The organism is Streptomyces sp. NPDC101166, assembly GCF_044768125.1.
Taxonomy (GTDB): domain Bacteria; phylum Actinomycetota; class Actinomycetes; order Streptomycetales; family Streptomycetaceae; genus Streptomyces.
Window position 1 is genome coordinate 45,299 of sequence record NZ_JBIWPF010000029.1, and the last position, 25,691, is coordinate 70,989.

At 74.1% G+C, this 25,691-nt stretch carries 21 protein-coding genes; 7 read left to right on the forward strand and 14 right to left on the reverse strand.

Going from position 1 to position 25,691, the window contains the following annotated elements:
• Positions 1-6 precede the first annotated feature (6 nt).
• The gene (locus ACIRS4_RS33455; protein ID WP_404203222.1) at positions 7-1,710 is read right to left on the reverse strand and encodes an enoyl-CoA hydratase-related protein; all 1,704 of its coding nucleotides are present in this window, start codon (positions 1,708-1,710) and stop codon (positions 7-9) included.
• A 287-nt stretch (positions 1,711-1,997) separates the two neighbouring features.
• On the opposite strand from ACIRS4_RS33455, the gene ACIRS4_RS33460 reads away from it, so the two are divergent.
• Positions 1,998-3,404 (forward strand): M1 family metallopeptidase, encoded by a 1,407-nt coding sequence (locus ACIRS4_RS33460; RefSeq protein WP_404203224.1) that lies wholly within the window; start codon positions 1,998-2,000, stop codon positions 3,402-3,404.
• Positions 3,405-3,619: 215 nt separating this feature from the next.
• Positions 3,620-5,191: a MerC domain-containing protein gene (locus tag ACIRS4_RS33465; protein WP_404203226.1), complete on the forward strand. Its 1,572-nt coding sequence runs from the start codon at positions 3,620-3,622 to the stop codon at positions 5,189-5,191.
• Positions 5,192-5,216: 25 nt separating this feature from the next.
• Here the strand turns inward: ACIRS4_RS33465 and ACIRS4_RS33470 are convergent, their stop codons facing one another.
• The 3 genes from ACIRS4_RS33470 to ACIRS4_RS33480 form a co-directional block, all read right to left on the reverse strand.
• A complete protein-coding gene (locus ACIRS4_RS33470; RefSeq protein WP_404203228.1) occupies positions 5,217-5,594 on the reverse strand; it encodes a hypothetical protein in 378 nt (125 codons plus the stop codon).
• A gap of 140 nt (positions 5,595-5,734) precedes the next feature.
• Entirely contained in the window at positions 5,735-7,696 is a 1,962-nt protein-coding gene (htpG, locus tag ACIRS4_RS33475; protein ID WP_404203230.1) for a molecular chaperone HtpG, read from the reverse strand.
• 96 nt (positions 7,697-7,792) lie between these two features.
• On the reverse strand, positions 7,793-7,939 hold the full coding sequence (locus ACIRS4_RS33480) for a hypothetical protein (protein ID WP_404203232.1): 147 nt from the start codon (positions 7,937-7,939) through the stop codon (positions 7,793-7,795).
• A 128-nt stretch (positions 7,940-8,067) separates the two neighbouring features.
• Here ACIRS4_RS33480 and ACIRS4_RS33485 point away from each other — a divergent pair, with 128 nt between their 5' ends.
• Both ACIRS4_RS33485 and ACIRS4_RS33490 read left to right on the forward strand, forming a co-directional pair.
• Positions 8,068-8,559 carry a DUF6174 domain-containing protein gene (locus ACIRS4_RS33485; protein WP_404203234.1) on the forward strand — a complete coding sequence of 164 codons (492 nt, stop codon included), beginning with the start codon at positions 8,068-8,070 and terminating at the stop codon, positions 8,557-8,559.
• Between the two features lie 54 nt (positions 8,560-8,613).
• On the forward strand, positions 8,614-9,375 hold the full coding sequence (locus tag ACIRS4_RS33490) for a ZIP family metal transporter (protein WP_404203236.1): 762 nt from the start codon (positions 8,614-8,616) through the stop codon (positions 9,373-9,375).
• A 35-nt stretch (positions 9,376-9,410) separates the two neighbouring features.
• Here ACIRS4_RS33490 and ACIRS4_RS33495 read toward each other — a convergent pair whose 3' ends face one another.
• Together ACIRS4_RS33495 and ACIRS4_RS33500 are read right to left on the reverse strand one after the other, a co-directional pair.
• Positions 9,411-10,592: a PP2C family protein-serine/threonine phosphatase gene (locus tag ACIRS4_RS33495; RefSeq protein ID WP_404203238.1), complete on the reverse strand. Its 1,182-nt coding sequence runs from the start codon at positions 10,590-10,592 to the stop codon at positions 9,411-9,413.
• Between the two features lie 132 nt (positions 10,593-10,724).
• On the reverse strand, positions 10,725-11,582 hold the full coding sequence (locus ACIRS4_RS33500; RefSeq protein WP_404203239.1) for a DMT family transporter: 858 nt from the start codon (positions 11,580-11,582) through the stop codon (positions 10,725-10,727).
• Between the two features lie 209 nt (positions 11,583-11,791).
• Here ACIRS4_RS33500 and ACIRS4_RS33505 point away from each other — a divergent pair, with 209 nt between their 5' ends.
• On the forward strand, positions 11,792-12,934 hold the full coding sequence (locus tag ACIRS4_RS33505; protein ID WP_404203241.1) for a PP2C family protein-serine/threonine phosphatase: 1,143 nt from the start codon (positions 11,792-11,794) through the stop codon (positions 12,932-12,934).
• Between the two features lie 50 nt (positions 12,935-12,984).
• Here ACIRS4_RS33505 and ACIRS4_RS33510 read toward each other — a convergent pair whose 3' ends face one another.
• The 8 genes from ACIRS4_RS33510 to ACIRS4_RS33545 form a co-directional block, all read right to left on the reverse strand.
• Positions 12,985-15,153 carry a S9 family peptidase gene (locus ACIRS4_RS33510; protein ID WP_404203243.1) on the reverse strand — a complete coding sequence of 723 codons (2,169 nt, stop codon included), beginning with the start codon at positions 15,151-15,153 and terminating at the stop codon, positions 12,985-12,987.
• Complete coding sequence (locus ACIRS4_RS33515) at positions 15,126-16,910, reverse strand: N-acetylglutaminylglutamine amidotransferase (RefSeq protein ID WP_404203246.1); 1,785 nt, start codon at positions 16,908-16,910, stop codon at positions 15,126-15,128. The genes ACIRS4_RS33510 and ACIRS4_RS33515 overlap by 28 nt, the downstream gene beginning before the upstream one ends.
• A gap of 244 nt (positions 16,911-17,154) precedes the next feature.
• Complete coding sequence (locus tag ACIRS4_RS33520; RefSeq protein ID WP_404203248.1) at positions 17,155-18,354, reverse strand: glutamate--cysteine ligase; 1,200 nt, start codon at positions 18,352-18,354, stop codon at positions 17,155-17,157.
• 103 nt (positions 18,355-18,457) lie between these two features.
• Positions 18,458-19,387, reverse strand: a complete 930-nt coding sequence (locus ACIRS4_RS33525; RefSeq protein ID WP_404203250.1) for an SDR family oxidoreductase — start codon at positions 19,385-19,387, stop codon at positions 18,458-18,460.
• A 52-nt stretch (positions 19,388-19,439) separates the two neighbouring features.
• Positions 19,440-21,071 (reverse strand): phytoene desaturase family protein, encoded by a 1,632-nt coding sequence (locus ACIRS4_RS33530; RefSeq protein WP_404203252.1) that lies wholly within the window; start codon positions 21,069-21,071, stop codon positions 19,440-19,442.
• Positions 21,064-21,600, reverse strand: a complete 537-nt coding sequence (locus ACIRS4_RS33535) for an SRPBCC family protein (RefSeq protein ID WP_404203254.1) — start codon at positions 21,598-21,600, stop codon at positions 21,064-21,066. The genes ACIRS4_RS33530 and ACIRS4_RS33535 overlap by 8 nt, the downstream gene beginning before the upstream one ends.
• 86 nt (positions 21,601-21,686) lie before the next feature.
• The gene (locus ACIRS4_RS33540) at positions 21,687-22,571 is read right to left on the reverse strand and encodes a restriction endonuclease (protein ID WP_404203256.1); all 885 of its coding nucleotides are present in this window, start codon (positions 22,569-22,571) and stop codon (positions 21,687-21,689) included.
• A 231-nt stretch (positions 22,572-22,802) separates the two neighbouring features.
• On the reverse strand, positions 22,803-23,240 hold the full coding sequence (locus ACIRS4_RS33545) for a hypothetical protein (RefSeq protein ID WP_404203258.1): 438 nt from the start codon (positions 23,238-23,240) through the stop codon (positions 22,803-22,805).
• A 92-nt stretch (positions 23,241-23,332) separates the two neighbouring features.
• On the opposite strand from ACIRS4_RS33545, the gene ACIRS4_RS33550 reads away from it, so the two are divergent.
• Entirely contained in the window at positions 23,333-23,980 is a 648-nt protein-coding gene (locus ACIRS4_RS33550) for an HAD family hydrolase (protein WP_404203260.1), read from the forward strand.
• A 134-nt stretch (positions 23,981-24,114) separates the two neighbouring features.
• Positions 24,115-25,416, forward strand: a complete 1,302-nt coding sequence (locus ACIRS4_RS33555; RefSeq protein ID WP_404203262.1) for a phytase — start codon at positions 24,115-24,117, stop codon at positions 25,414-25,416.
• Positions 25,417-25,691: the final 275 nt, after the last annotated feature.

Sequence of the window (25,691 nt, forward strand, 5' to 3'; positions counted from 1 at the left end):
AGGGGTTTAGAGAGCGGCGGGGGCGAGATGCCGAGGGGTGTGCCGGGGGCGTTCCTTGTGCACGAAGGAGCGGCGCAGGGCGTGGTAGGGGGCGTCGGGATCGTGGAAGATGGCGCGCATCCGGGCCAGCTCCCGCTCGCGGTACTCGGACAGCGGGGTGGTGCTCCGCAGACGGTCCAGGTCCGCCTTCTTGGCGGCGATCCGGGACGCGGTCGACGGCAGCGCGGCCAGGCGGGCGGCGAGAACGCCGGCCTCGGCGGCGAACTCCCCCGGGCCGCGGGCGAGGACGCGGTCGACGAGTCCGATCCGCTCGGCGGTCGCGGCGCTCACCGGCAGGGCCTCGCTCATGAGGCGTTCGGCCGCCGCGCGGCCCACCCGGCGCGGCAGGCTGTACGTCCAGTACTCCGAGCCGTACAGGCCCATCAGCCGGTAGTGCGGATTCAGGACGGCGCCGGCTCGGCACCACACCTCGTCCGCGGCCAGGGCGAGCATCACCCCGCCGGCCGCGGCGTTCCCGGCGACGGCCGAGACCACGAGCCGGTCCGTCGTGGTCAGGACGGCCTCGACGAGGTCGTCGATGGCTTCGATGTTCGCCCAGGACTCGGCGGCGGGGTCGGCCGCGGCTTCGATGACGTTGAGGTGGATGCCGTTGGAGAAGAAGTCCCGGGCGCCGCCCAGCACGAGCACGCCGGTGGGGCGCGCGCACGCCCGTCGGTAGGCGTCCAGCAGACGGCGGCACTGCGCGGTGCTCATGGCGCCACCGGGGAAGGAGAACGACAGGAAACCCACCGCCCCCTCCTCGCGGTAGCGGATGTCCGCCCAGGTCGCGTGCGGGGCCTCGGGCAGCGGGGGCAGGGAGGCCTCCGGCAAGGCGGGCAGCCGGTCGCCGAGGGCCTGGACGGCGGGGAGTTTGAAGGTGGGAGGCGCTCCTGGCGCGCGGCGGGGCCGCAGCTCGGGGATCCACACCGCGCCGTCGGCGGTCGCCCGGCAGATCGCGCCCGCCCTGGTGGCCAGCAGCGCGCCGGGGCGGCCGCGCAGCTCGCTCTCCGGGTGGCCGCCGTGCAGGTACCACTCGCCGCCGAGCAGCACGTCGAGCACGCCGGGCTGGGAGTCGGCGGCCCGCAGCTTGCGCAGGACGGTCTCGGTGGCGTCCTCGGCCCAGTCGACGCGCCGGACGCTCTGGTCCAGGTAGGGGCGGGTGCGCGGCCCGTCCTCGCCGGGGGCCGCCGGTCCCTGCGGCCGGGGCGCGTAGGTGCCGGAGGCGAAGCGTTCCACGGCGAGCAGGACGGCCGTGAGCGCGGCGTCCGCGACCTCGTTGCGGTAGAGGTCGCTCTTGCCCGCCGGGGGCAGCGCGCAGGGCACGCAGGCCCATACGTCGCCGGCGTCCATCTCCTCGTCGGCCTGGAGGACGGTGACGCCCCACCGGTCCGCGCCCTCCTGGATCGCCCAGTCGAGGGAGGACGGACCGCGGTCGCCCACGGGCCCGGGGTGCACGACGAGACAGGTGTGCGCCGACCACACCTCCCGCGGGATCGCCGACTTCAGCATGGGCGCCAGGACGAGCCGCGGGGCATGCCGCCGTACGGCTTCGGTCAGCGAGCGGCCGGTCAGGGCGAGTTCCACCGCCACCGTGTGGCCGTGGTCGCGCAGCTCGGCGTGGACGCGCTGGGTGAGGCTGTTGAACGCGCTGGCCACGAGCAGGATGTGCACTGCTGCCTCCGGACGGACGGCTGGGAAGGGCGGGCGGCTGGGTGGACGGACGGCTGGGAAGGACTGACGGCTGGGAAGGGCGGGCGGAAGGGAAGGGCGGGCGGAAGGGCGGCGGAAGCGATCGTGCGGGATGCCGGCCCGGTGGCCTCGGCGACAGACGGGCGAGTCATCCGAAAGCAGGCATCGACGTCCCCGTCCGGTCGCCGGGGCCGCAGGAGGGGACGAGGTCGTCTCCGATCGGTCACAGAAGGGTCGGGCGGCTCCGTTGTGTGGCAGGATCCGCTGCCATGTCGCCGTTACCCATGTGGTCGTCAACTCCCCTTAGCCGTCTGCTCGTCGTGCTGCTCGCGTCGCTCGTGGCGGTGGCCGCCACGGTGACCGGAGCGGCCGCCGCCCCCGTCGCCGCCCCCGAGGTCGCCGCGAACGCGGCCGGGGCCGCGACGCCCGACCTCCTCCGCTACGACGTGACGCTGCGGGCCGACGCCGACGGCTCCCGCTGGACCGGACACGAGCGGGTGTCGTTCCGCAACGCCTCCGGCCGGCCGTTGCGCGAGGTGTACGTGCGGCTGTGGGGCAACGGCGAGGACGGGTGCGGCACGGCCGGCGCGCCCTCCTCCGTCACCGTGTCCGGGGTGCGCGGCGGCACGCCGGGCCCGCTCACCGTGGGCTGCACCGCGCTGCGGATCGCGCTGCCGAGGCCGCTGGCGCACGGCGATCGCGCGAGCGTCGCCTTCGACGTGTCGGTCACGACGCCCGAGCGCAACGCACGCTTCGGACGGGAGGGCGCGTTCCGGTTCCTGGGCAACGCGCTGCCGGTGCTCGCGGTGCACGACGAACAGGGATGGCACCTGGACCCGTACGTGGCTACGGGCGAGAGCTTCTACTCCCTGGCGGGTGACTTCCGGGTGCGTCTGGACCACCCGTCGGCCCTGAAGGTCCCGGCGACCGGCCGCACCCGGACCCTCGCCGGCGGGCCAGGGCGCACGGTCACCCTGAGCGTCGCCGACCGGGTGCGGGACTTCGCCTGGGCGGCCGGGCCGTTCCGCACGGCGACGCAGACCTCTCCTGGGGGTGTGCTCGTACGGTCGTACTGGGCGCCGGACACACCGGCCGAGGGCGTGCGCGTCAACCGGCGCGACGGCGTGGCCGCCGTGGACCGCTTCGGGAAGGAGTTCGGGCGCTATCCGTACGGCGAGATCGATCTGGTGATGACCGGCGGCTTCGGCGGCGGCATGGAGTACCCCGGGCTGGTCCTCCTCGGCACCTCCGAGGAGGGCAGCGCCGTCGTCCACGAGATCGCCCACCAGTGGTGGTACGGCATCGTGGGCAACGACCAGTACTCCGCGCCCTGGCTCGACGAGAGCTTCGCCCAGTACGCCAACGCGCGCTTCTACGGCTGGGAGGGCTTCGACTGCTCGGAGATCTACTGGCCCAGCGAGGAGACCGAGCTGACCCGCTCGATGGCCTACTGGTCCGAGCACCGGGGCGAGTACCACGTCGTCTACATGGTGGGCCCGTGCGTCCTGGCGCGGCTGGAGGCCGTCCTGGGCGCCGACGCCATGGCGGGGATGCTCCGGCGGTACGTCCGCGACCACCGGTACGGCGTCTCCACCACCGCCGACTTCAAGCGGGCCGCCCAGGCGGCGACGGACGACGACCTCGGCCCGTTGTGGGACGAGTACCGCGTCCGGTGAGAGCCGGCGGATGCCGGTCGCGTCCCCGCGGACCGCGGTCCAGGTCGTCGGGGTCCACCTGATTCAACACGAGTGATCATGCCTGGGCATGATCGGACACGACCTGCCAGTTGTCGCCCCCAACGGGTGCTCCGACCCGCTCTGTCGGCTTTCCGCCTCTACCCTTACACTGCCAAGTCACAGACATACATGCGGAGTTGACGGGGGAGGCCGCCATGTCCGACGGCGGGTACGGCAGATACGACAACGGCTACTTCGTCCCACCGATGCCGGCGGCCCCTCCGCCGCCGCCCGCGGACGGCGCACGGGCGGTCGCGGTCGCGGTGCTCAACCTCAGTGGTCTGGGCCTCGGTTACGCGCTGACGCGGCGCTGGGCTCTGACGGCGCTGTGCTGGATCGCCACCGCCGTCCTGCTGTTCGTGGCGCTGCCGGCCGACCCGGACGGCGTCCCCGAGGCGGCGCTCGTGGCGTACGCGGCGTTCCTCGTCCTGGCGGCGGCGCACGGGGCGCGGGTGGGTCTGCGCACCCCGCTGTCCCTTCCGGGCCGCGCGCCGCTCGCGCTGGCGCTGGGGCTGCTCCTGCTCGCCGTGCCGGCCGGGGGCGTGGTCTGGTACGACGCCGAGCGGGACGAGGCGGTGCAGCAGATGCTGCTGGACCGGCTGGAGGAGGCCGACCGGCTGGTCGCGGCGTCGGGCAAGAAGGAGTTCACCGCGGCCGAGGCCGACTACCGCAAGGCGCTGACCGCCTACGAGAACCTGGTGGCGGATCACCCCGACTCGCGGGCGGCGGCGCGGGTGCCAAGCCGTATGAAGACCTACTACGCCACGGTCGGCGCCCCGTACGAACAGCGTGAGTACTGCACGGCGATCGCGCCGCTGACGTATCTGCGCACGGTCCCCGACCGGGTGAAGAAGACCGAGCTCGGCGAGCTGAAGAAGTGGCCCGACGACCGGCTGGCGACCTCGCTGTACGAGTGCGCCTCGCGCGGGCTGGCGGCCGACCAGTCGACCTGGGCGGCGCAGTTCGGCGAACTGCTCACCACGTTCCCGAAGTCGGCGCCGGCCGCGAAGGTGGAGCCGGCCGTGAACGCCGCCGTCGTCCGGGAGGAGAAGGGGTTGCGCGGGGCGGAGCCCTGCACGGCGGTCCAGCGGCTGCGCGCTCTCGCCACCCGGATCACCGAGCTGCCCGGTGAGAAGGCGGGGATCGACGCGGCCCTCGCCAAGGACGCCGGCCGGGCCACGGCCCAGGTCGCCTCGGGCACCTACACCTGCGGCGTGGACCAGTACCGGGACGGCGACTTCGACGCCGCGCTGACCACGATGAACGAGTACGTCACGGCCAACAGGACGGCCAGGAACGTCCCGTTGGCGAAGAAGATCGCGATCGCGGCGGAGGTCGCCCAGACGGTGCCGGAAGCCGGCAAGAAGCTGCCCACGATGCGCAACGGCGGCAACATCTCCGTCACGGTGAAGAACGACAGCCCGGACGCGGTGACCGTCCTGTTCACCGGGCCGGTCACCGGCAGCCTCACCCTGAAGGCGTGCGGCGGCTGCCGTGCCTACCCCCTCGGCAGCACCATCAGCCCGTACTTCAAGCCGTGCGAGGGCGGCAAGAACTATCCGCAGCGCACCATCAGCCTGCCGCCGGGCACCACGTACTTCGTGCACAAGTCGAACAGCGCCGGCATCTCCTCCTCCACGCCCGCCTCGGACACGGCGAAGCTCGAGAACGGCTATGTGTACACGGAGTGCGCGTACACCACGCAGTCGTTCGGCTCGGGACTCTGAGCCGGCCGCGCCGGGGCCGCCGCCGTCAGGCGGCCCACAGCCGGCCGCGCTCGGGCCTCGGACGAGCGGCGGGACGGGGGGCGGCCGCCCGCGCCGCGCGGGCGGGCGGCGCGGGGGTGCGGGTGGGCCGGACCCGGTAGATCGTCCTGGTCGGGTCGGTGAGGGGCTCACCGAGGGTGATGCGGCCGGCGGAGTGCAGCCGGTCGCACTCGGCGGTGGGGAGGGCCGTGTAACAGCCTCCCCGGCCGGTGCGCGCGTCCAGCGGCTGCCAGTAGCTGTACCTGCGGCGTCCGTCCGCGTGGACGGTGACGAAAACGGGCGTTCCGGAATCGTTGACGATGCGCAGGACGTCGGCTGCGGCCGGGCTGAGCGGAGCGCCGGAACGGAGGTTGGGCGATATCAACGGAGGCCTTTCCGGTGGCAGGGTCACGAGACCGCCTACCCGGCCCGGCCGGAGTTGATCTCATTTCCTTCGCATCTTCCACCACGGCACTGACATCGATGCCCGAGCCCCGGTCCGGCCGCCGTCGACGAGCCCTGTGATCACTCCGCCTGGAGCGCGCGTTCCATGCGGTCGGCCAGCAGCTGGACGAACCGGGCCGGCTCCTTCGGACGGCCTCCCTCGGCCAACGCGGCGAGACCGTAGAGGAGTTCGGCGGTCTCGGTGAGCGCGGTGCCGCCGTCCGCGGGCTCGCTCTTGAAGGCCTGGTTGAGGCTCTTGACCAAGGTGTGCTCCGGGTTGAGTTCGAGGATGCGCTGGGCGCGGGGCACCTCCTGGCCCATCGCCCGGTACAGGTTCTCCAGCGCCGGGGTCAGGTCGTGCGCGTCGGAGACCAGACAGGCCGGGGAGACGGTGAGGCGCGAGGACAGCCGTACGTCCTTGACGTCCTCGCCGAGCCGCTCCTTCATCCAGGCGAGCAGAGGGGCGTACTCCTCGTCCCGCTTCTCGCGGCTGTCGGCGGGCTCGTCCCCGGCGCCGGCGTCGAGGTCGATCTCGCCCTTGGCGACGGACCGCAGCCGCTTGCCCTGGTACTCCCCCACCGCGTCGGTCCACACCTCGTCGACCGGGTCGGTCAGCAGCAGGACCTCGATGCCCTTGGCCCGGAACGCCTCCATGTGCGGCGAGTTCTCGATGGCCTCGCGGGACTCGCCCGTCATGAAGTAGATGTCGTCCTGCCCGTCCTTCATCCTCTCCACGTACTGCGCGAGCGTCGTCGGCTCGGCGCTGTCATGGGTGGTGGCGAACGACGAGACGACGAGGAGGGCTTCGCGGTTCTCGGAGTCGGTGACCAGGCCCTCCTTCAGGACGGATCCGAACTCCCGCCAGAACGTGGCGTACCGCTCGGGCGCGGCGCCCCTCATGTCCTTGACCGAGGACAGGACCTTCTTCGCCAGCCGACGGTGCATCAGCTGGATGTGCCGGTCCTGCTGGAGGATCTCGCGGGAGACGTTGAGGGAGAGGTCCTGGGCGTCGACGACGCCCTTGACGAAGCGCAGGTACGACGGGAGCAGGGCCTCGCAGTCGTCCATGATGAAGACGCGCTTGACGTACAGCTGGACGCCGCGCTTGTAGCCCTGGGTGAACAGGTCGTGCGGGGCGTGGGCGGGGATGAACAGCAGGGCCTGGTACTCGAAGGTGCCCTCCGCCTGGAGTCGGATGGTCTCCAGGGGGTCGTTCCAGTCGTGGCTGATGTGCTTGTAGAGCTCGTGGTACTCCTCGCTCTTCACCTCCTCCCGGGAGCGCGCCCAGAGGGCCTTCATCGAGTTGAGCGTCTCGGGCGCGGGGGACTCCGCGGGCTCGGCGGAGTCGGCAGAGTCCGTGGCGTCCGTGGTGTTCGCAGACTTCACGGGCTCGGCGGCGGCCATCCGGATCGGCCAGGTGATGAAGTCCGAGTACCGCTTGACGATCTCCCTGATCTTCCAGGGGGAGGTGTAGTCGTGGAGCTGGTTCTCGGGGTCGGCCGGCTTGAGGTGGAGGGTGATCGCGGTGCCCTGCGGGGCGTCCTCGACCGTGCCGAGGGTGTAGGTGCCCTCGCCGCGGGACGACCAGCTGGTGCCCTGCGTCTCGCCGGCCCGCCGGGTCACCAGGGTGACCTCGTCCGCGACCATGAAGCTGGAGTAGAAGCCGACGCCGAACTGGCCGATGAGGTTCTGGGCGCCGGCCGGGTCGTCGGCCTGCTTCAGCTGTTCGAGGAACTTGGCGGTCCCGGAGTTGGCGATGGTGCCGATGAGGTCCGCCACCTCGTCGCGGGACATGCCGATGCCGTTGTCCCGCACGACGAGCGTGCGGGCCTCGGCGTCGGTCTCGATCTCGATGTGCGGATCGGACGCGTCGGCGTCCGGCGCCTCGCCCCGCAGCGCCGCCAGACGCAGCTTGTCCAGCGCGTCGGAGGCGTTGGAGACGAGTTCCCGCAGGAAGACATCCTTGTTCGAGTAGATCGAGTGGATCATCAGCTGCAGCAGCTGACGGGCTTCCACCTGGAACTCAAACGTTTCCGTCGGCATGGTGGGCGACTACCTCCCCGGTCCCCGGATTCCTCCGGAACTGACTGACGGCAGTCACTGTAGAACAGGCAGTCACCCGGGCCGTGCGAGCGGGTGTCAGTGCCGGGTGCGCAGCCGGGCGAGAAGCCCGCGGGCCTGGGAGCGCCGCCTCGGGTCGGCGGCCTGCCGGCGCACCTGCTCGATGGTGCGCCGCCCCTGCGGACTGCGTGCGAACTCCTTGATGCGCTGAATGACGTTGCTCATCCCTCACTCCTCCCGTGGGACCGTTCCCTCTTCCGTCCGCGTACCCGCCGACGGGCCCTTCAACAGGCCGAGTCGAACGTTTCGCGGCCGGACGGCGTCACAGCGGTAGCCGAACACAGGGAGCTGCCATGACCGTTGCCGCGCATTCGCGGGCTCGTGCCGTCTTCGCCGCCGGGCTGATCGCCGTGCTGTCGTCCTCCGTCGCCGCCTGCGGCCCGTCCGGTGCGCCGGGCGGCGGGACCGACGGCGGGGCGAGCGGCGGCCCGGGGGCGGCGTGGGAGGAACCGGTCGCCTACAGCTACACGTTGACGTCGACGACCCAGGTGCTCGCCGGGACGTTCCGGGTGAGGGTGCGGGACGGGGCGGTGACGTCGGCCGAGGGGCTGGACGCGGACAGCCGCCGTCAGGCGCGGGAGCTGACCGGCCGGGTGCCCACCATCGGGGGGCTGTTGGAGATGCTGCGCACGGCCCGCGACGAAGGGGCGGACACCGCGCAGGCGCAGTACGCGGCCGACGGGCATCCCGTGCGGATCACCCTGGACTGGTCGGAGAACGCCGTCGACGACGAAGCCCTGTACGTCATCAGCTCCTACCGGCCCGCGCCGGGCGCACAGAAGTGAGGCCGGCTCGGAAGCGGTGAATCCCGAGCAGGTGTCGCGGGTAGACGGACCGGCATGTCTGAAGTGGTGCTTGCGGGGCTGTGGGGACTGGTGGCGGGTTCGGCGTTGCTGCTGGGAGCGCTGGTGGGATACGGGGTGCGGGTCCCGCAGAAGGTGATCGCCATGGTGATGGCGTTCGGCGCGGGCGTGCTGCTGTCGGCGGTCTCCTTCGAGCTGGTCGGCGAGGCGTACGACAAGGGCGGGCTGGGCCCCGCCGCCGTGGGGACGCTCGTCGGCGCGCTGGCGTACACCCTCGGCAACCTGTGGCTGGCCCGCCGGGGCGCGCGGCATCGAAAGCGCTCCGGGTCCGCGGAGGGCGAGACGCAGCCCTCGGAGGGCGAGCAGGGCGGTTCCGGCACGGCGCTGGCCCTCGGGGCGCTGCTGGACGGTGTCCCGGAGTCGGCGGTGATCGGGGTCGGGCTGCTCGACGGAGGCGCGGTGAGCCTGGTGACCGTGGCGGCGGTGTTCATCAGCAATGTGCCCGAGGGGCTGTCCAGTTCGGCGGGGATGCGCAAGGCCGGCCGGAGCAAGGCGTACGTGTTCGGGGTCTGGGGCGCGATCGCGGCCGCGAGCACCGTGTCGGCCGTGCTGGGCTACACCGTGGTGGGCGCGTTCTCCCCCGCCGTGATCGCCGCGGTGACGGCGGTGGCGGCCGGGGCGATCCTCGCCATGATCGCCGACACGATGATCCCCGAGGCGTTCGAGGACGCGCATCTGGCGATCGGGCTGGTCACGGTCTGCGGTTTCCTCGTCTCCTTCGCCCTCTCGCACGCCTGACGGCCCCGCCGTACGGCACGGTTCGCCGGCCGCGGTCAGGTGCGGGCGGGCGGCTGCCATTCGAGCATCAGGATGGTGGCGTCGTCGCGCAGGCCCTCAGGCTGGGTGTCCAGGACGGAGTGGATGAGACGGCGCAGGGTCTCGGGGGCGAGTTCCCCGGCGGCCGTGGCGCGGATGACGTAGTCGGCGAAGCGTTCGAGGCCGAAGAGGCTGCCGTCGCGGACGCGGGCCTCGGTGACGCCGTCGGTGTAGAGCAGCACCCGGTCCCCCGGCAGGAGCGGGTATTCGTGGGTCTGGCGCGGCTCCCCGGACAGCAGCGCGGGCAGACCCATCGGCGGTCCCGGTTCGCGCTCCAGCGCGTCGGCGACCGGCCGCTGGTCACGGATCAGCAGGGGCGCGGGGTGGCCGCAGTTGCTCCAGTACAGCATGCCCGTGGCGAGGTCCAGCTGGGTCACGACGGCGGTGCAGAACTGGTCGGGCAGCCACTCGGCGAGCGCCCGGTCCGCGCCGGCGACCAGCTCCGCGAGGTCGGCTCCGCTGCGGCGGGCGTTGCGGCAGGCGGCGAGGGTGACCGCGCTGGTGAGCCCCGAGGCCAGGTTGTGGCCCATGGCGTCGACGACGGTGGCGTGCAGGCGTGTGTCGGTGAGGCAGTGGTCGAAGGCGTCCCCGCCGAGCTGGTACGCGGGTTCCAGGACGGCCGTGGAGACGACGCGGCCGTCGCCGATGGTGCGTGGCGGCAGGAAGGCCCGCACCAGTTCGGCGGGCAGGCGCATGGGCTGGGTGCGGATGTGACTGGCGTAGGAGTCCTTGTAGGCCCGTTTCGACGTGAGCATCATGCCCAGCAGTGCGGCGAGCGCCCGGCCCCGGGTGAGGGAGCGCGCGGTGAGCGCCTGCGCGTGCACGGCGACGACGCCAAGCCGTTCGGCGCCGTCGAGCAGGGGGAACCAGGCGGTCACACCGCCCGCGCCGTGCGCCTGGACGCGCAGGGACTGGGTGCGGTAGGTCCAGCCCGCCAGTGAGTCGTCGACGGAGAGAGGCGGAGCCGCGTCGGTCAGCGGGACGAGGCGGCGCTGTTGCAGGTCGGCGAGGTAGACCACGGCGTGCGGGAGGTCGAGGGCCTTCGTGCAGCGGTCGAGCGCCGCGGTCAGTTCGAGGGTGGAGGTGACGGGGTCGGCGAGGAACTCGCTGAGCCGCTCGTCGCTGGCCTCGGCCGACACACCTCACCACCGCCTCACCGGCTGCCGCTGGTCCTCGCGGCAAGTCTCACACCGGGACGGGGTGCGCGCAGGTCGGCGAGGTGTGCCGGGAGGCGGACGCTAGGGGCCCGCGGCGCCCGTCTCGTTCGGCGCTCAGCTGACCACCTCGGCCAGGTTCGGCACCACGCGGGCCAGCCGGAAGACGCCCCACAGGAGCAGCAGCGCGCCCAGCGCCTCCGGCACCAGCCACCAGCCGGTGCGCACCCGCTCGTCGAACAGGGTGACGCCCAGGACGAGGCTGATCGTCGCGTCGCCGATGGTGAGCGCCGGCTGGGAGGCGGTGAGCGGGCCGGCCTGCAGGGCGTTCTCCAGGAGCAGGACGGCGCAGACGCCGGCGAGGGCGAAGGCGTACGTCTGCCAGATGGTGAGGAAGGCGACGAGTCCGTCGTCGGCGAGACGTTCGGTGGCGGACTTCATCAGGGCGGCGGTCAGGGCGTTGCCGACCGCGGCGGCGCCCGCCAGTACGGCCGCGCGGAACAGGGGCGGGCGGCCGGGGCGGGCGAGGAGGACGGCGGCGGTCATCGCCGCGATCGACAGCGTCAGCGCGGGAATCCAGCGGGCCATGGGCGCCTGTTCGCGGACCTCCTCCGGCGCCGCCGAGAAGAGGAGCACGGCCAGGCCGCCCACCACCGCCGCGACGGCCCGCCAGCCGGCGGCGGCCAGCCGCAGGCGCAGCAGGGGGACGGCGATCAGCAGGGCGAAGGGGAGCTCGAGGACGAAGAGGGGTTGCACCAGGGCGATGGCCCCGTTGACCAGGGCCAGCGCCTGGAACACCGCGGCGCACACGACGCCGGCGACGCCGATCGCCCAGGCGGGCCGGTGCGCGAGCGCGAGGAGGAGGGTGAGGCCGCCGCCGCGGCGCACGGTGGAGGCGGCCTTGCGCTGGAACGCCGTACCGGTGGCGTTGCTGGCGGCGCCCAGGACGGCGAAGAGCACGGCGAGCACGATCACCTGTCCACTCCACCATGGCGGGGCTCGGGCGGCCTGGCGGTGTGGCCTCGCGGGGGCCTGCGGCGTCGGGTGCGCGTGGGCGGGGGCCGGGCGCGCCGTCGCCGCGCCCGTCGGGTCGGGCCGGCTGGGCCTTCGGGGTGGTTTGGGCCGATTATGGGTGAGGAGGGCGTTTCTCGGGGCGCCGGAGGATTGCGGGGGCGGGAGGGTTGGTGGGTACAGCACTGGATCCTGAGGCCTCGTCCGTGCGGGGCGGGGCGGCGCCGCCGTTGCGATGGGCGGTCGTCCTGGGGTGGCTGGTCGGCACGACGGCTCTGCTGGCCGTCATCGGCCTCTTCCTGGACCGGGAGACCCGTCTCGCCCCGTTCCTGGTGGTGCTGCCTGCGCTGGTCTCCGGACGGGGCACGGTGCGGCAGACCGCCGTCGCCTCCGCGTGGGTGACGCTCACGATCGTCGCCGCCCTGTTCGACCGGGCGGAGGACTCGGTCGGCGCCGGCGTGGCGACCGTCGTCTTCGCGCTCGTCTTCAACGGGCTCAGCATCGCGCGGGCGGCGCAGCGGGTGCGCAGCGAGGGCGAGATCGCCCGGCTGCGGTCCGCCGCGGCCGCGTTGCAGCGGCAGTTGCTGCGGCCCTTCCCGCTGGTGACGGACCAGCTCCTCGTGCACGGCCTCTACCAGCCGGTGGAGGAGGACAGCCGGGTGGGCGGCGACGTGTACGAGGTGGTGGCCTCCCCGTACGGCAGCCGGGTGTTCATCGGGGACGTGCAGGGCAAGGGGCTGCCCGCGATCAGCGCGGCGTTCGCGGTGCTGAGCGCGTTCCGGGAGGCGGCCGTCGCCGAGCCGACGCTCACCGCGGTCGTGGACGCGCTGGAGGAGGCGGTGCTGCGGCACAACTCCTTCGCCGCGCAGGTCGGCGAGAGCGAGCGCTTCGTGACGGCGCTCGTCCTCGGCGTCGACTCCGAGGACGAGGTCCAGGCGATCAACTGCGGTCATGTCGCGCCCCTGCTGCTCGACGGGGAGAAGACCGGGTCGGCGCTGCGGGGCGAGCCGTGCGTGCCGCTGGGCCTCGACGCGCTCGCCCCCACGCCGCGCACGGTCGACTGGTTCGCGTTCCCCCACGGCAGCACGCTGCTGTTGTGCACGGACGGCGTCACCGAGGCCCGCGATCCGTCCGGCGCGTTCTATCCGCTGGAGGAGCGCGCGCCGGTGTGGGCCGGGGTGCGGCCCGGCGAGGTGCCGGCCGCCGTCTACCGCGACCTGCGCCGCCACTCGGCCGGCACGCCCGGCGACGACACCGCGCTGATGGTCGTGCGCCGCAGGTCGGACGTCGACGGGGCGGACGCGGGCGTGGGGTGACCCTGTCGACAGGGGGGCGCGCTGCTCGGTGCAGCGCCCCCACGGGCGCCTCAGCCGGTCAGATGGCGTTGCATCCAGTCGGCGGCGGTGCGGCGGAAGAGCCTGCGGTTGTCCGCGCGGCGGAAGTCGTGGCCCTCCTCGTGCAGGAGCAGCAGCCGCGCCTCCAGACCGCGTTCGCGGGCCGCCCGGACGAACTGCTCGGACTCGGCCGGGGGCACGTTGGTGTCGTGTTCGCCGTGCACGGCCAGCACCGGGGCCCGGAGCTCGTCGATCCGGCTCATCGGGGACAGCGAGCGCAGGAGGTCGCGGTCGTGTTCGGGGTGGCCGTACTTGTGGGCGGCCGACCGGGCGATCCACGGCTCGGTGCCGGCGAAGAACGTCATGAGGTCGGACATCCCGCAGACGGCGATGCCGGTGCGGAACAGGTGCGGGTGCCACACCAGGGACGCCATCACCAGGTAGCCGCCGTAGGAGCGGCCCATCACGGCGAGCCGCCGCGGGTCGGCCGGGCCCTCGGCGACGGCGTGGGCCGCGCAGTCGGCGACGTCGTCGATGGCGGCGAACCGCCCCTCCCCGAGGTCGGCGTCGACGAAGGTGCGGCCGTGACCGGACGAGCCGCGCACGTCGGGGGCGAAGACGTCCAGGCCGCGGCTGATCAGCTCGTGGTAGAGGGGGTGCAGGACCGGGCGTTCCTGCTCCTCGGGTCCGCCGTGCAGATGGAGGACGCAGGGCGCGGGCTCGCCCGGGGAGCGGCCGGGGGCGCGGTAGTACCAGCCGCCGAGGGTGAGGCCGTCGCGTGCGACGGGGTGCATCGGCACCGGGCGGGTGGGCGGTCGGCCCGGCGGGACGGCGTCCTCGTCGCGGGAGGACCAGGGGGTGCGCACGGGCGTGCCGGACGGGACGTGCCAGATGCCGGGGCGGCGGCGGGATCCGGACAGGGCCACGACGGGGCCGTCGGCGCCGGTCAGCGGGGCGATGCGGGTGACGACCTCGTGCGGGAGGTCCACGGGCCGCAGCGGGAGGACCGTCCCGTCGGGGGGTGCGGCCGGGGGCAGCGAGGTGAGTTCGAGTTCGCTGACGCCCTTGGCGTTCCACGCCAGGGCGGCGTTGCGGCTCTCGCGGTCGAGGTACAGCAACTCCAGTCCGCAGTCGGCGCGTTCGGCGACGACGGTGACGCCGAGGGGCCGCCCCCGGGGGTCGAGACGGATCGCGCTGAGGGCGGCGTACTCGCGCTCGTCGTCGCTGCGCAGCCACAGGGTGCGGCCGTCGGGTGCGAAGGCGCCGATCCAGGGGTCGCCGTCGGCGACCCGCTTCACGCAGGTCACGGTCAGGTCGCGGGTGCGGACGACGAGGGCTTCGCGGCGGCCGCGCGGGCCCCGGCGCAGCAGGGCGAGCCGGCCGTCCTGGCTGAGGTCGCACACGCGCAGGGTGGGCGCGGCGGGCTCGGCGGCGAGGAGGACGGGAGCTGACAGTCCGTCGGGGTCGACGAGGTACGCCGACAGGGTCCTCGCCTCCAGTCCGTGGTCGGCGGCGCCCCGGGTCTGCGGGCCCTGCTGGGCGGGCAGAGCGGGGTGCACCGGATGCGGGCGGCCCGGCGGGGCCGGTTCGGTGACGGTGACCGCGAGGGCCGTGCCGTCGTGCTGCCAGCAGCCGAGGTGTGCGGAGGTGCCCGGCTCGCCGCCGGCCAGGAGGTGTCGGTCGGTGCCGTCGGGCCGTACGCACAGCACCTGGGTCAGTTCGCCGCCGCCGGGGGCGACGGTGTAGGCGATCCACCGTCCGTCCGGTGACCAGGACACCTCGGTGACCGGTTGCGGGTCGGCGTCCAGCAGGCGCACGTCCTCGCCGCTCACGGGCCCCGCCCACAGCTGGGGCACGCCGGCGCGGTCGCAGATGAACGCGGTGTGCCGGCCGTCCGGGGCGGCCGAGGGGTACCAGCAGCCATGGGCCAGCAGGGGCTGCGGGGCGCCGTGCGCGGCGGAGGTGTCGGGGAGCGGCAGGGGCGCGGGCGCGGGGCCCAGCGCGTCCGGCGGGCGGGAGCCGAGGGCGTCGTCCGGTCCGTCCGACCCGTCGACGGGGGCGCGAGCGGGGCGCCGATCCGCGCCCCTCGCGCCCGGCCCGGTCCCGTCGGGTGCGAGGGGATCGGACGACGTCGTGCCGGCGACGGCGTACCCCGGTCCGTCCGCCACCGCCGTCAGTGGATCCGGTGCGTCTGCAGCCATGTTTCCAGCAGCGCTATCTGCCACAGCGTGTTGGCTCCTCGCCTGGTGCGGTGCGCGTCGGGCGCCGCGAGCAGTTCGTTGACGTAGTCCCGTCGGAAGACCCCGCGGGCCCTGGCCTCGGGCGCGTTCAGCGCTTCGCGGACGCGCTGGAGCACCGGCCCGGCCATGTGCTTGATGGCGGGGACCGGGAAGTAGCCCTTGGGCCGGTCGACGACCTCGCGCGGGAGGACCTTGCGGCCGACCGCCTTGAGGATGCCCTTGCCGCCGTCGGCGAGCTTGAGCTCCGGCGGGCAGGCGGCGGCCAGTTCGACCAGTTCGTGGTCGAGGAAGGGCACCCGTGCCTCCAGGCCCCAGTCCATGGTCATGTTGTCGACCCGCTTGACCGGGTCGTCGACCATCATCACGTGCGTGTCGAGTCTCAGGTCGGCGTCGAGCGCCGTCTGCGCGCCGTCGGCCGCCATGTGGGCGCGGACGAACTCCGAGGAGACGTCGTGGTCCGGCAGGACGCCGGGTTCGAGGATGCGGGTCAGCTCGTCGTGCGAGCGGTCGAAGTAGGCGTCGATGTACGCCTCGGCGGCCCGCTGCCGCGGCACGTCCGCCATCGCGGGGTACCAGTGGTAGCCGGCGAACACCTCGTCGGCGCCCTGGCCGCTCTGGACGACCTTGACCTCCTTGGCGACCTGCTCGGACAGCAGGTGGAAGGCGACGGTGTCGTGGCTCATCATCGGTTCGCTCATGGCGGCGACCGCCGCGTCCAGGGCGCCGGAGACCCGGTCGGAGGGCACCATCAGCTGGTGGTGGCGGGTCTGGAAGCGCGCGGCCACCAGGTCGGAGTAGGCGAACTCGTCGCCGTCCTCGCCGCCTTCGGACTCGAAGCCGACGCTGAAGGTCGCCAGGTCGCTCTGCCCCTCGTCGGCGAGGAGCGCGACGATGAGGCTGGAGTCGAGCCCGCCGGACAGCAGCACGCCGACGGGGACGTCGGCGACCATGCGGCGGCGGACGGCGGTGCGCAGTGCCTCCAGCACCGCGTCGGTCCAGTCGCCGGCGCTCATCGCGGCGTGCTCGGGGCGCCGGGTGTAGGCGGGCTGCCAGTAGACGTGGTCGTGGCAGGCGCCGTCGGGCTCGATGACGCGGACCGTGGCGGGCGGGAGTTTGCGCACGCCGTTGAGGACGGTCCGGGGCGCTGCGACGGTGGCGTGCCAGCTGAGGTACTGGTGCAGGGCCGCGGGGTCCAGCGAGGTGTCCACGTCGCCGGCGGCGAGCAGGGCGGGCAGCGAGGAGGCGAACCGCAGGCGCTCCTGGCTCCGGGCGAGGTAGAGGGGCTTGACGCCGAGCCGGTCGCGGGCCAGGACCACGCGTCCGGTGTCCTGTTCGACGAGGGCGAAGGCGAACATGCCGTAGAAGTGCCGTACGCAGTCGGCGCCCCACTGCAGGTACGCCCTGAGGACAACCTCGGTGTCGGAGTCGGAGAAGAAGCGGTGGCCGAGGCCGCGCAGTTCGTCGCGCAGCTCGCGGTAGTTGTAGACGCAGCCGTTGAAGACGCCGCTGATCCGGGCGCCGGGGTCGGCCATGGGCTGGGCGCCGCTCTCCGACAGGTCGATGATCTTCAGCCGGCGGTGGCCCAGCGCCACCGGGCCCTGGGACCACAGTCCGCGGCCGTCGGGGCCGCGGGGCGCCAGCCGGTCCGTCATGCGTTCCACGGCCGCGATGTCGGGCCGGCCGCCGTCGAAGCGGATCTCGCCGCTCAGCCCGCACATCGCATGATCCTCCGTCCCGTGAAGCCCTGAAGTCCCGGGCGGGGGAGGCGTCCTCGGAAGGGGTCGCGTGGGCCGGGGGCGCCGGCCCGGTCGGTCGGCGCGCTGTCGTCGGAGCCTTCCGGGTCGGGAGGCGTCGCGGGGCGGGCGGTACTTTCGCAACAGGCCCTGGGGGCGGGCCGGGTGCCGCACATGACGGGGTGACGCTCCTTGTCGTCGGGGACGGGGACGGGCAGGGGGCGCGGGCCTACGGCTCGGGCGGTCCTGCCGGGGCCGCCGCGGGGGCGTGCGGGTGCGCGTGCCGGGCGGCGGCCCTGTTCGGCCGGGAGGGGCGGGTCGGCCTGGGCGGGCGGGGCGTCGCCCGGGTCCCGCGGGTCTCCGCGACCATCAGGTCGATGCTGGCGAGGAGGTCCTCGGTCTGCGCCGCGTGGCGCAGCCGGTCGGCCGCGCTGCCCGCGGCGAGCGTCTCCTCCAGCAGGGCTTCGACGATGCTCCGGTCGCCGGAGGCCTCCAGGGCGGGCCGCAGCCGGGCCGCCATCGCGCGCAGGACCGTGCCGGCGGGCTCGGCGCGGTGGGTCTCGGGGTGGACCAGCATGCCTTCGAGACCGGAGCGGGCGGCCCGCCAGGTCGCGGCGCGCAGCCGGTCGTGGCGGCCTTCGCACACCGGCCCGTCGTGGCGGGCCAGACGGTCGCAGGCGTCCCTCACGAGTGCCCGGAAGAGGCCGGCGACGAGCACCACGGTCTCCACCCGGGGGCAGGCGTCGCAGATGCGCAGCTCCAGGGTGCGCTGGTGAGCGGAGGGCCGTACGTCGTGGTAAGCCATGCCCGCGTCGGTGATGACACCGGAGGCGATCAGCTCGGCGAGGGCGGCGTCGTAGTCGGCGGCGTCCCGGTAACAGCCGGCCGGGCCGGCGGTGGGCCACCGCTGCCACACCATGGTCCGCCAGCTGGCGTAGCCGGTGTCGGCGCCGAGCCAGAACGGCGAGCTGGCCGACAGGGCGAGCAGCGGCGCGAGCCAGGGCGAGACCAGGCACATGGCGCGTACGGCGGTGTCGCGGTCGGGTACGTCGACGTGGACCTGCGCGCTGCAGATGAGCTGTTCGTCGGCGACCCGGCGGTAGTCCTCGACCATGCGCCGGTAGCGGGGGTCGGCGGTGACGTCGCGGGAGGTGACGCGGGCCAGCGGGACCGTGCCGGCGGCGACCACGGCGAGCCCCAGCGAGGAGGCGGCCGCGTCCAGCCGGCGCCTGGTACCCGACAGGTCCTTGAAGAGATCGTCCAGGGTGTCGTGGACGCCGCTGTTGCTCTCCACGACCGTCTGCTGGAGCTCGCGGGTGAAGCCGTCTCTGTCCGCCCGGCCGAGAAGTTCGTCGGCGCGTGGCACGAGCCGCCCGCTCTCCACGTCCAGCACATGGAACTCTTCCTCTACGCCTATGCGCACCGTCACGTTCGTCTCCCTCGCCCTGCTTCGGCGCCCCCGCCGCACCGCGCGGGTGCGGCTCCCGGAGTGATCGGCTCCCCGAGTGCCCCGGACGGCTCCGATGTAAGCGTCAGATCGACCCTTTGCGTCCCGAGCTGCTCAGATGAGCGGATTCACTGTCGGCTCGGCCGCCCGCGCCGAGCGGCCCCGTCTGGCCGAAGGCCTCCCGCGCCTCCAGCCGGGGCAGCGCACGCCGGCAGCGGCGCAGCACCAGCGGTGGCAGCGCGGCCCGCGTCAGCTGCGCGAGACGCAGCCAGCCGGGGACGTAGACGGCGGTGCGGCGGCGCTCCACGGCCCGCGCGAGCCGCTCGGCGACCTCCTGTGCCGGGAAGACCTGCCGGGCGGGCGGGGGCATGTGGGCGCGCAGCTCACGCAGGACGGCGTACCGGTCGGCGTCGCGGATCATGTCGGTGTCGGTCCAGTTGATGTAGGCGATGCCGACGGCCACGCCCCGGTGGGCGACCTCGGCCCGCAGCGAGTGGGCGAACGCCTCCACGCCGGCCTTGGAGGCGCAGTAGGCGCTCATCATCGGGGCGGCGCCGATCGACGCCAGGGAGGCGATCTGGAGGTAGTAGCCCGCGGTCTCCTCCAGGTCGGGCAGGAACGTCCGGGCGGTCAGGGCGCTGCCGGTGAGGTTGACGTCGACGACGCGGCGCCAGACGTCCATGTCCTCCGTCTCGAACGGGCCGCCCTCGGCGATGCCGGCGTTGGCGACGACGGCGGACGGCGGGCCCAGCCGGGCGCGGACCGTGTCGGCGGCCCGGCGCAGGGCCGCCGCGTCGGTGATGTCGACCTCGACGGCCACGGCCGGGGTGGGCAGCGCGGCGGCCACCGCCTCCAGCGCGGGCCCCTCGTGCCCGAGCAGCGCCAGGCGTGCGCCGCGCCGGGCGAGGGCGTGCGCCTGGGCCGCGCCCAGACCGCGGGCGGCGCCGGTGACGACGACGGTGCGGTGGGCCAGGGGGCCGCGGGCGGGCGGGCTGTCGGGCAGGCGGTCTGCCATGGGACGCTCCGATCGGTGACTGTGGGGCCCGAGGGGTTTTGCGCCGCCGGCCTCAGTGGAGGGAGCGTGTCGGGGCGCCCGTGCGGTCGCGGTGGGCGAGGGCGCGTTGGAGACGGGGCAGCCCTGGGGGCAGGTTGCGGCGCAGGGCCGCGCGGGCGGCGTTGGCTCCCGGGGCGCCGTGGACGCCGCCGCCCGGGTGGGCGCCGGCGGAGGCGATGAACAGAGCGCGCACCGGCGTCTCGGGGCGCCCGGCGCCGGGCGTGGGCCGGAACACGAGCTGCTGGTGGAGGGCTGTCGTACCGCCGTTGATGGCGCCGCCGAGGAGGTTGGCGTCCAGTTCCTGGAGGGTGGGCGGGGCGAGGACGCGGCGCGCCCGGATCAGCGCGCGGAACCCCGGCGCGAACCGTTCGACCTGGCGTTCCACCCGGTCGGCCATGATCTGCTGTTCCTTCTCGTCCCAGGCGCCGGTGAGGCCCTCGTCGCCGGCGTCCGCCCGGACCTCGTGGGGAACGTGGGTGTACGCCCAGGCGGACTCGGTGCCGCTCGGGGAGCGGGTGGCGTCGGCGGTCGTCATCTGGCCGAACAGCTCGAAGGGGCGGTCCGGGACGCGGCGCATGGCGATCTGTGCGGCGAAGCGGGTGAGTTCGTCGAGGCCGTCGGCGAGATGGACGGTGCCGGCCCGCGCGGCCTGTTCGGAGGCCCACGGCACGGGGCCGTCGAGCGCCCAGTCGACCTTGAAGGTGGCGAAGTCCCACTGGAACCGCTTCAGGTCGGCCAGTGTCTGGGCCGGCAGGTGCTCGGGCTCGACCAGTTCGCCGTAGAGCGCGGGAACGGACACGTCGGCCAGCACGGCCCGGCGGGCGGGGACCGCCTCGCCGTCGGCGGTACGCACGCCGACGGCCCGTCCGCCCCGGACGACGACCCGGTTCACGCGCACCCCGCAGCGCACGGCGCCGCCGCGCGCCCGCAGCCGGTGGACCAGGGCGGCGGTGAGGGCGCCCGCGCCGCCGACGGGCACGGGGAAGCCGTAGGTCTGGCCGAGCATGGACATCAGCCAGCCGAAGCCTCCGCTGCCGGCGGCCTCGGGGGCGAGGTCGGCGTGCAGCGCGTTGCCGGCCAGCAGCAGCCTGCCGCCCTCTCCCCCGAACTCCTCGTCGCCCATGCGCCGCACCGGCAGCAGCAAGGTGCGTGCCAGGCGCAGTCCGCCCGCGCCGCGCAGCCGCAGGGCGAGCCGTGCGCCCGCCCTGACCGGCGGGAAGGAGGTGAAGAGGGCGTCGAGGATGTCCGGCCGCAGCCGTTCCCACACGTCGTGCAGCCGGCGCCAGGCGTCGCCGTCCCCGGCGTGGAACACGTCGAGGGAGGCCGCTGTGGTGTCGACGCCTCGGTCCAGTACGGCGCACCTGCCGTCGCTGAGGGGGTGGGCGAGGACGTGCGGGGCGTGGCTCCAGCGCAGGCCGTGGTCCCCCAGTCGCAGCCCCGACAGCACCGGGGAGGCGGCGGCCAGCGGGTAGAAGGAGCTGAAGAGGTCGCTGACGAACGCGGTGTCCACACCCTGGTCGTGGCGCACCGCGCCGCCGGGTTCGGGCTGTTCCTCCAGGACCTCCACGCTCCAGCTTGCGTCGGCGAGGAGGTTGGCCGCGACCAGGCCGTTCGGTCCGGCTCCGATCACGACGGCGTCAGGCATCGACGCCTCCGTAGGCGGCTCGCCCTGCCGCCGGGGACGTCGTGCGGCGGCCGTCGTGACCGGAGGTCCCTGCGCCGGCTTCGGCCTCGTCCTTGTCGCGTTCGGCGGCGCAGACCTTGGCGAGCCGGGCGAGCATGGCGCGGTGGCGCACCTGGATCAGCACCTCGACGCCGGCGTTGTGCAGGGCGCCGCCCGCTCCCTGGAGGGGGTGTTCGTCCACGATCACGAGACAGTGCTCGCCCCAGGGGCGCAGTTCGACGGCGATCCTGGCGGTGCCGAGCGCGCCCGCCCTGGCCTCCAGTTCCAGTTCCCGGCCTTCCTCGCAGCGCCGGACGACGGTTTCGTTGGAGAGGCTGAGGGGACCGAGCTTGATCTCGTAAGCGATCGCCGAGCCGACCTGCGGCCACTGTCCTCGCAATGGCCGTGACGTCGCCGTTCCGACCACCCAGTCCGCGTAGCGGGTCCCGTCGGAAAGGACGGCCCACACCGTCGCCGGGTCCGTTTTGATCAGGTGATGCCGAACCGCCACAACAGCCTCCCGTGCTCGCCGACAGCTCACCGCCAAGTGCCCACTTCGCTGCGGGCGAACCATCGGCGGCCACCGGGCCGCCCGGCTCAGCACTCGGCGGCGTGCGTTTCCCAGGGGCGCGGCTCCCAGGGGCGCGGGCCGGCGCCGGCGCCCCAGGCCCACAGGTCCCGCGCGTCCACGCAGACGATGCCGCACTGCTGCGCGTACTCGACGGCGGGGGCGGTGAAGTCGCTGGTGGTGACGATGACGGCGACGTCGGCCTCGTGGACGGTGAAACAGGTGCCGCCGAAGCGCTGGAGGTCCTGCGAGCCGACCTTGTGGCTCTCGCCGTAGCGCTTGCACTGGATGACGAGCCGGTGTCCGCTCGGCGCGACGGCGGTGACGTCGGCGCCGAGGTCGCCGGCGCCGCCGACCACCTCCACGTCCGTGCAGCCGTCGCGCAGGCACAGGTCGGCTATCGCCTGCTCGAACTCGTCGGGGTCCAGGGCGTCGTAGTCCACGACGTCGACGACGGTCGCCGCGGCGACGGTCGGTTCGTGGTCGGGGTCGAGGAGCGTGGGCTCCGTGCCGGGCTGCCGAGGGATCACCACCGTCGGCTCGGGGGCGGCAGGGACGAGGGTCTCCTCGGCCCGGCGGTTCTCGGCGGCGGTGGGCGGGGGTGCGGGGTCCGTGTGCTCCAGTTCGCCGGCCGCGGTCTCGGCGGCCTGTTCGAGGGCGGCGGCGGTGCGCCGCACCAGCCTGCGCGCCGACCAGTGCCGACGGCCGCGCCGACAGGCCACGACGATCCCGGCCGTGAGCAGCACCAGCGCCACCGCCCAGCCCGGGCGGCGCTCGGCGGCGGCCGCCGCGGTACGGGCGGTCAGGACGACGAGGCTCAGCAGGATGGCGAGGATGACGAAGAAGAGCGCCGTCGACCGGAGATCGAAACGACGGCGCGGCGCGGGGGGCAGCGGACGCGTGGGCGCGGTCACGGTGACGGTTCCTCCGGGGTGGGCCTCGACGAAGATCACTCCCGCTTGTGCCCAGCGGGGAGGGTTCCACCGCGCGGCGACCGGGACGGCTCGGCTGCGGGGCGGGAGGTGAGGTGGCCGGGGTGGGGAGGCGCCCCGGAGGCACACCGGCGGCGGACCCCGCCCCCGGAGGGGTGGGGTCCGCCGCTGACCGGTGAGCATCTCCCGTGCCGGGCACCGCACCCGGTGGGGTCAGATGCGGCCGCCGGTGAGGCGGGTGAGGGGGCCGTGGGTGTGGCGGCCGGAGCGGCGGCCGGCCGCGTAGGAGGCGGCGGTGATCGCGGTCAGGCCGGCGCCGGCGGCCGCAGCGACCAGCTTGCGCTGGGCGATGACGGTCCACGCCGTCTTCGCCGTGGCCGCGACCTGCCCCGAGGTCGCGACGATCGCCTGGCGGCCCGCCTCGACGGTCCGGGCCGCGTTCTGGGCGGCGCCGGTCGTCGCGTCGGCCGCGCGCTCGGCGCCCCGCTTGGCCGCGGAGGCGGCCTCACCGGTCTTCGCCGCGGCGCCGTCGGCCGCCCGCGAGGCCGGCGCGGTCGCCTTCGTGGCGCTCTGCCGGGCCTTGGCCGCGGTGGTCCGCTTCTTCGTCTCTCGCTCTTCGTTCGTCTCGGCGTTCGATTCACTCATGGACATCGCGTTGCCGCTCCCCGGTGCGGCAAACACGGATCCCCGCGGCGGCATCCCGGCCCGGAGTCACGGCAGTTCACATGGGTAGGGTCTCGCGCATGCGTCTTGCCCTCTTCGACCTGGACGGCACCCTGGTGGACCGTACGGCCGCGTTCGCGGACGCCGTCGCCGACCTGTGTCGTGACCACGGATACGGCCCGGAGATCGAGCGGTGGCTGCTGACGGAACTGGCCGATCACGCCGAGCGCGGCGACTTCGCCCGCCTGCGCGCGCGGTTCGGGCTGCGCGAGTCGGCCGCGCACCTGTGGCGGGTGTACGTCGACCGCATGGCGGCGGCCGTCACCTGCCGTCCCGCCGTGCTGGACAGCCTCGCCCGGCTGAAGGACCGGGGCTGGAGCGTGGGCGTCGCCACGAACGGGGCGTCCGACATCCAGCGGGCCAAGGTGCGGGCCACGGGCCTCGCCGATCTCGTCGACGGCATCGCCGCCTCGGGGGACATCGACGTCCGCAAGCCGGACCCCCGGCTGTTCGAGCTGGCGGCGGCCCGCTGCGGCACCCAGCTCACCGCGGGGGACTGGATGACGGGCGACAACCCGCGGGCGGACATCGACGGCGGGCACCGGGCGGGCCTGCGGACGATATGGGTGGCCGGACGTCCCTGGCCGGACGGCCTGACCGTGCCCCACCACACGGTCACGGAGGTCACCGCCGCCGTCGACTACCTGCTGGCGCACTCCACGGCGTAGGCCCACACTCCGTACACCGCACCGGCGTTGTTCCGCCCGCGGGCACCTGTCCGCCACCCGCCCGTCCCCTCCCGGACGGACCGCGCCACCAAGATCACCATGTTTGTCATGCCCGCTATCGAAGGAAGGTCGACGTGGCCAGACCTCTTCCCCGACCGTTCGCCGTCGCCGCGCTCGCGGCGTCCCTCGTCCTGACCGCCGCGCTCCCCGCGACCGCGCACACCGGCCCGAGCCTGCCGACGGTCCTGCCCCGCGCGGAGACCGCACCGCTGTACGACGACGAGGCGGGCGGCGACGCGGACGCCGACGACCCCGCGATCTGGCGCAACCCCGCCCGCCCGGACGCCAGTCTCGTCGTCGCCACCGCCAAGCAGGGCGGCCTGCGCGTCTACGACCTCGACGCCCGCCTGGTCCAGTCGATCGCCGCGCCCGCCCGGCCGGGGCCCGGCCACGCCCCCGGCCGCTTCAACAACGTCGACCTCGTCCACGGGCTCGGGCTGTCCACGGGCCGGGCCGACGTGGCGGTCACCACGGACCGGGGCACGGACCGCCTGCGCTTCTACCGCATCGACCCGCGCACCCCCTCCCGCCCCCTCAGCGACGTCACGGACCCGTCCGCCCCGCCGGTCTTCTCCGCGGACCAGGCCGAGATCGACGGACAGCGCACCGCGTACGGCCTCGCCACCTGGACCGACCGGGCCACCGGCCGCAGCTACGCGCTGGTGAGCCGACGGGAGCGCACCACCGTCGCCCTGCTCGAACTGACCCCCGCTCCGGGCGGCAGGGTCGGCTACCGCACGGTCCGCACCCTGACCCTGCCCTCGTCCTTCCGCCTGCCGAACGGGACGTCCTGGTCACCGTGCGCGGAGCCGGGCGAGCTGCCGCAGGTCGAGGGCATGGTCGTCGACCCGGCGAGCGGCACGCTCTACGCCGCCCAGGAGGACGTCGGCATCTGGCGCGTGCCCGTCACCCTCACCGGCAGGCCCCGACTCCTGGACAGGGTGCGGGAGTTCGGCGTTCCGGGCGTCTACGACGAGGTCACCGAGGAGTGCGTGCCCGGCACCGACCCGGGATACGGGGGCGAGCGGCTCTCGGCGGACGTCGAGGGCCTGACGCTGGTCGCCGGGGCGGGCGGCGACGGACACCTGCTGGCGTCCAGCCAGGGCGACGACACCTTCGCCGCCTACGACCGCGGACACGGAGCCCACCTCGCGTACGAGGGAGGTTTCCGCATCGGGGCCACGGCGGCCGGTCCCGACGGCTCCGAGGAGTGCGACGGCGCGGCGGCACTGCGCGAGCCGCTGGGGCGCAGGTATCCGCGTGGTCTGCTCGTGGTGCAGGACGGACACGACGACGCGGGCGAGGCCGAGGGCCGCACCGCGACGAACTTCAAGTTCGTGGACCTCGGCGAGGTGCTGGACGCGCTGGACGACTGAGAGGCCCTTGGGGGTCTCGGAACGGGAGTCAGCGGTAGCGGCGGACGCGGCACCGCGTCACCCGTCGCCGAGGGGAGGCAGCGCGTGAGCGGGCCCCGGTGTCATGCCGGGGCCCGCTCTCGCGGTCGGGGTCCTGCGCTCGGCGGCGCCGGCCGCTTCACGGTTCCCGGCGACCGGGCTCTAGGGCGTGTTTCGAAAGTAGCGTCGTCCGCCCGGAGGGCGGGGCTCGCGGCGTCTGGTGCGTGCGATCGCAAGGCGGAGGGTCGCCCTCGTAC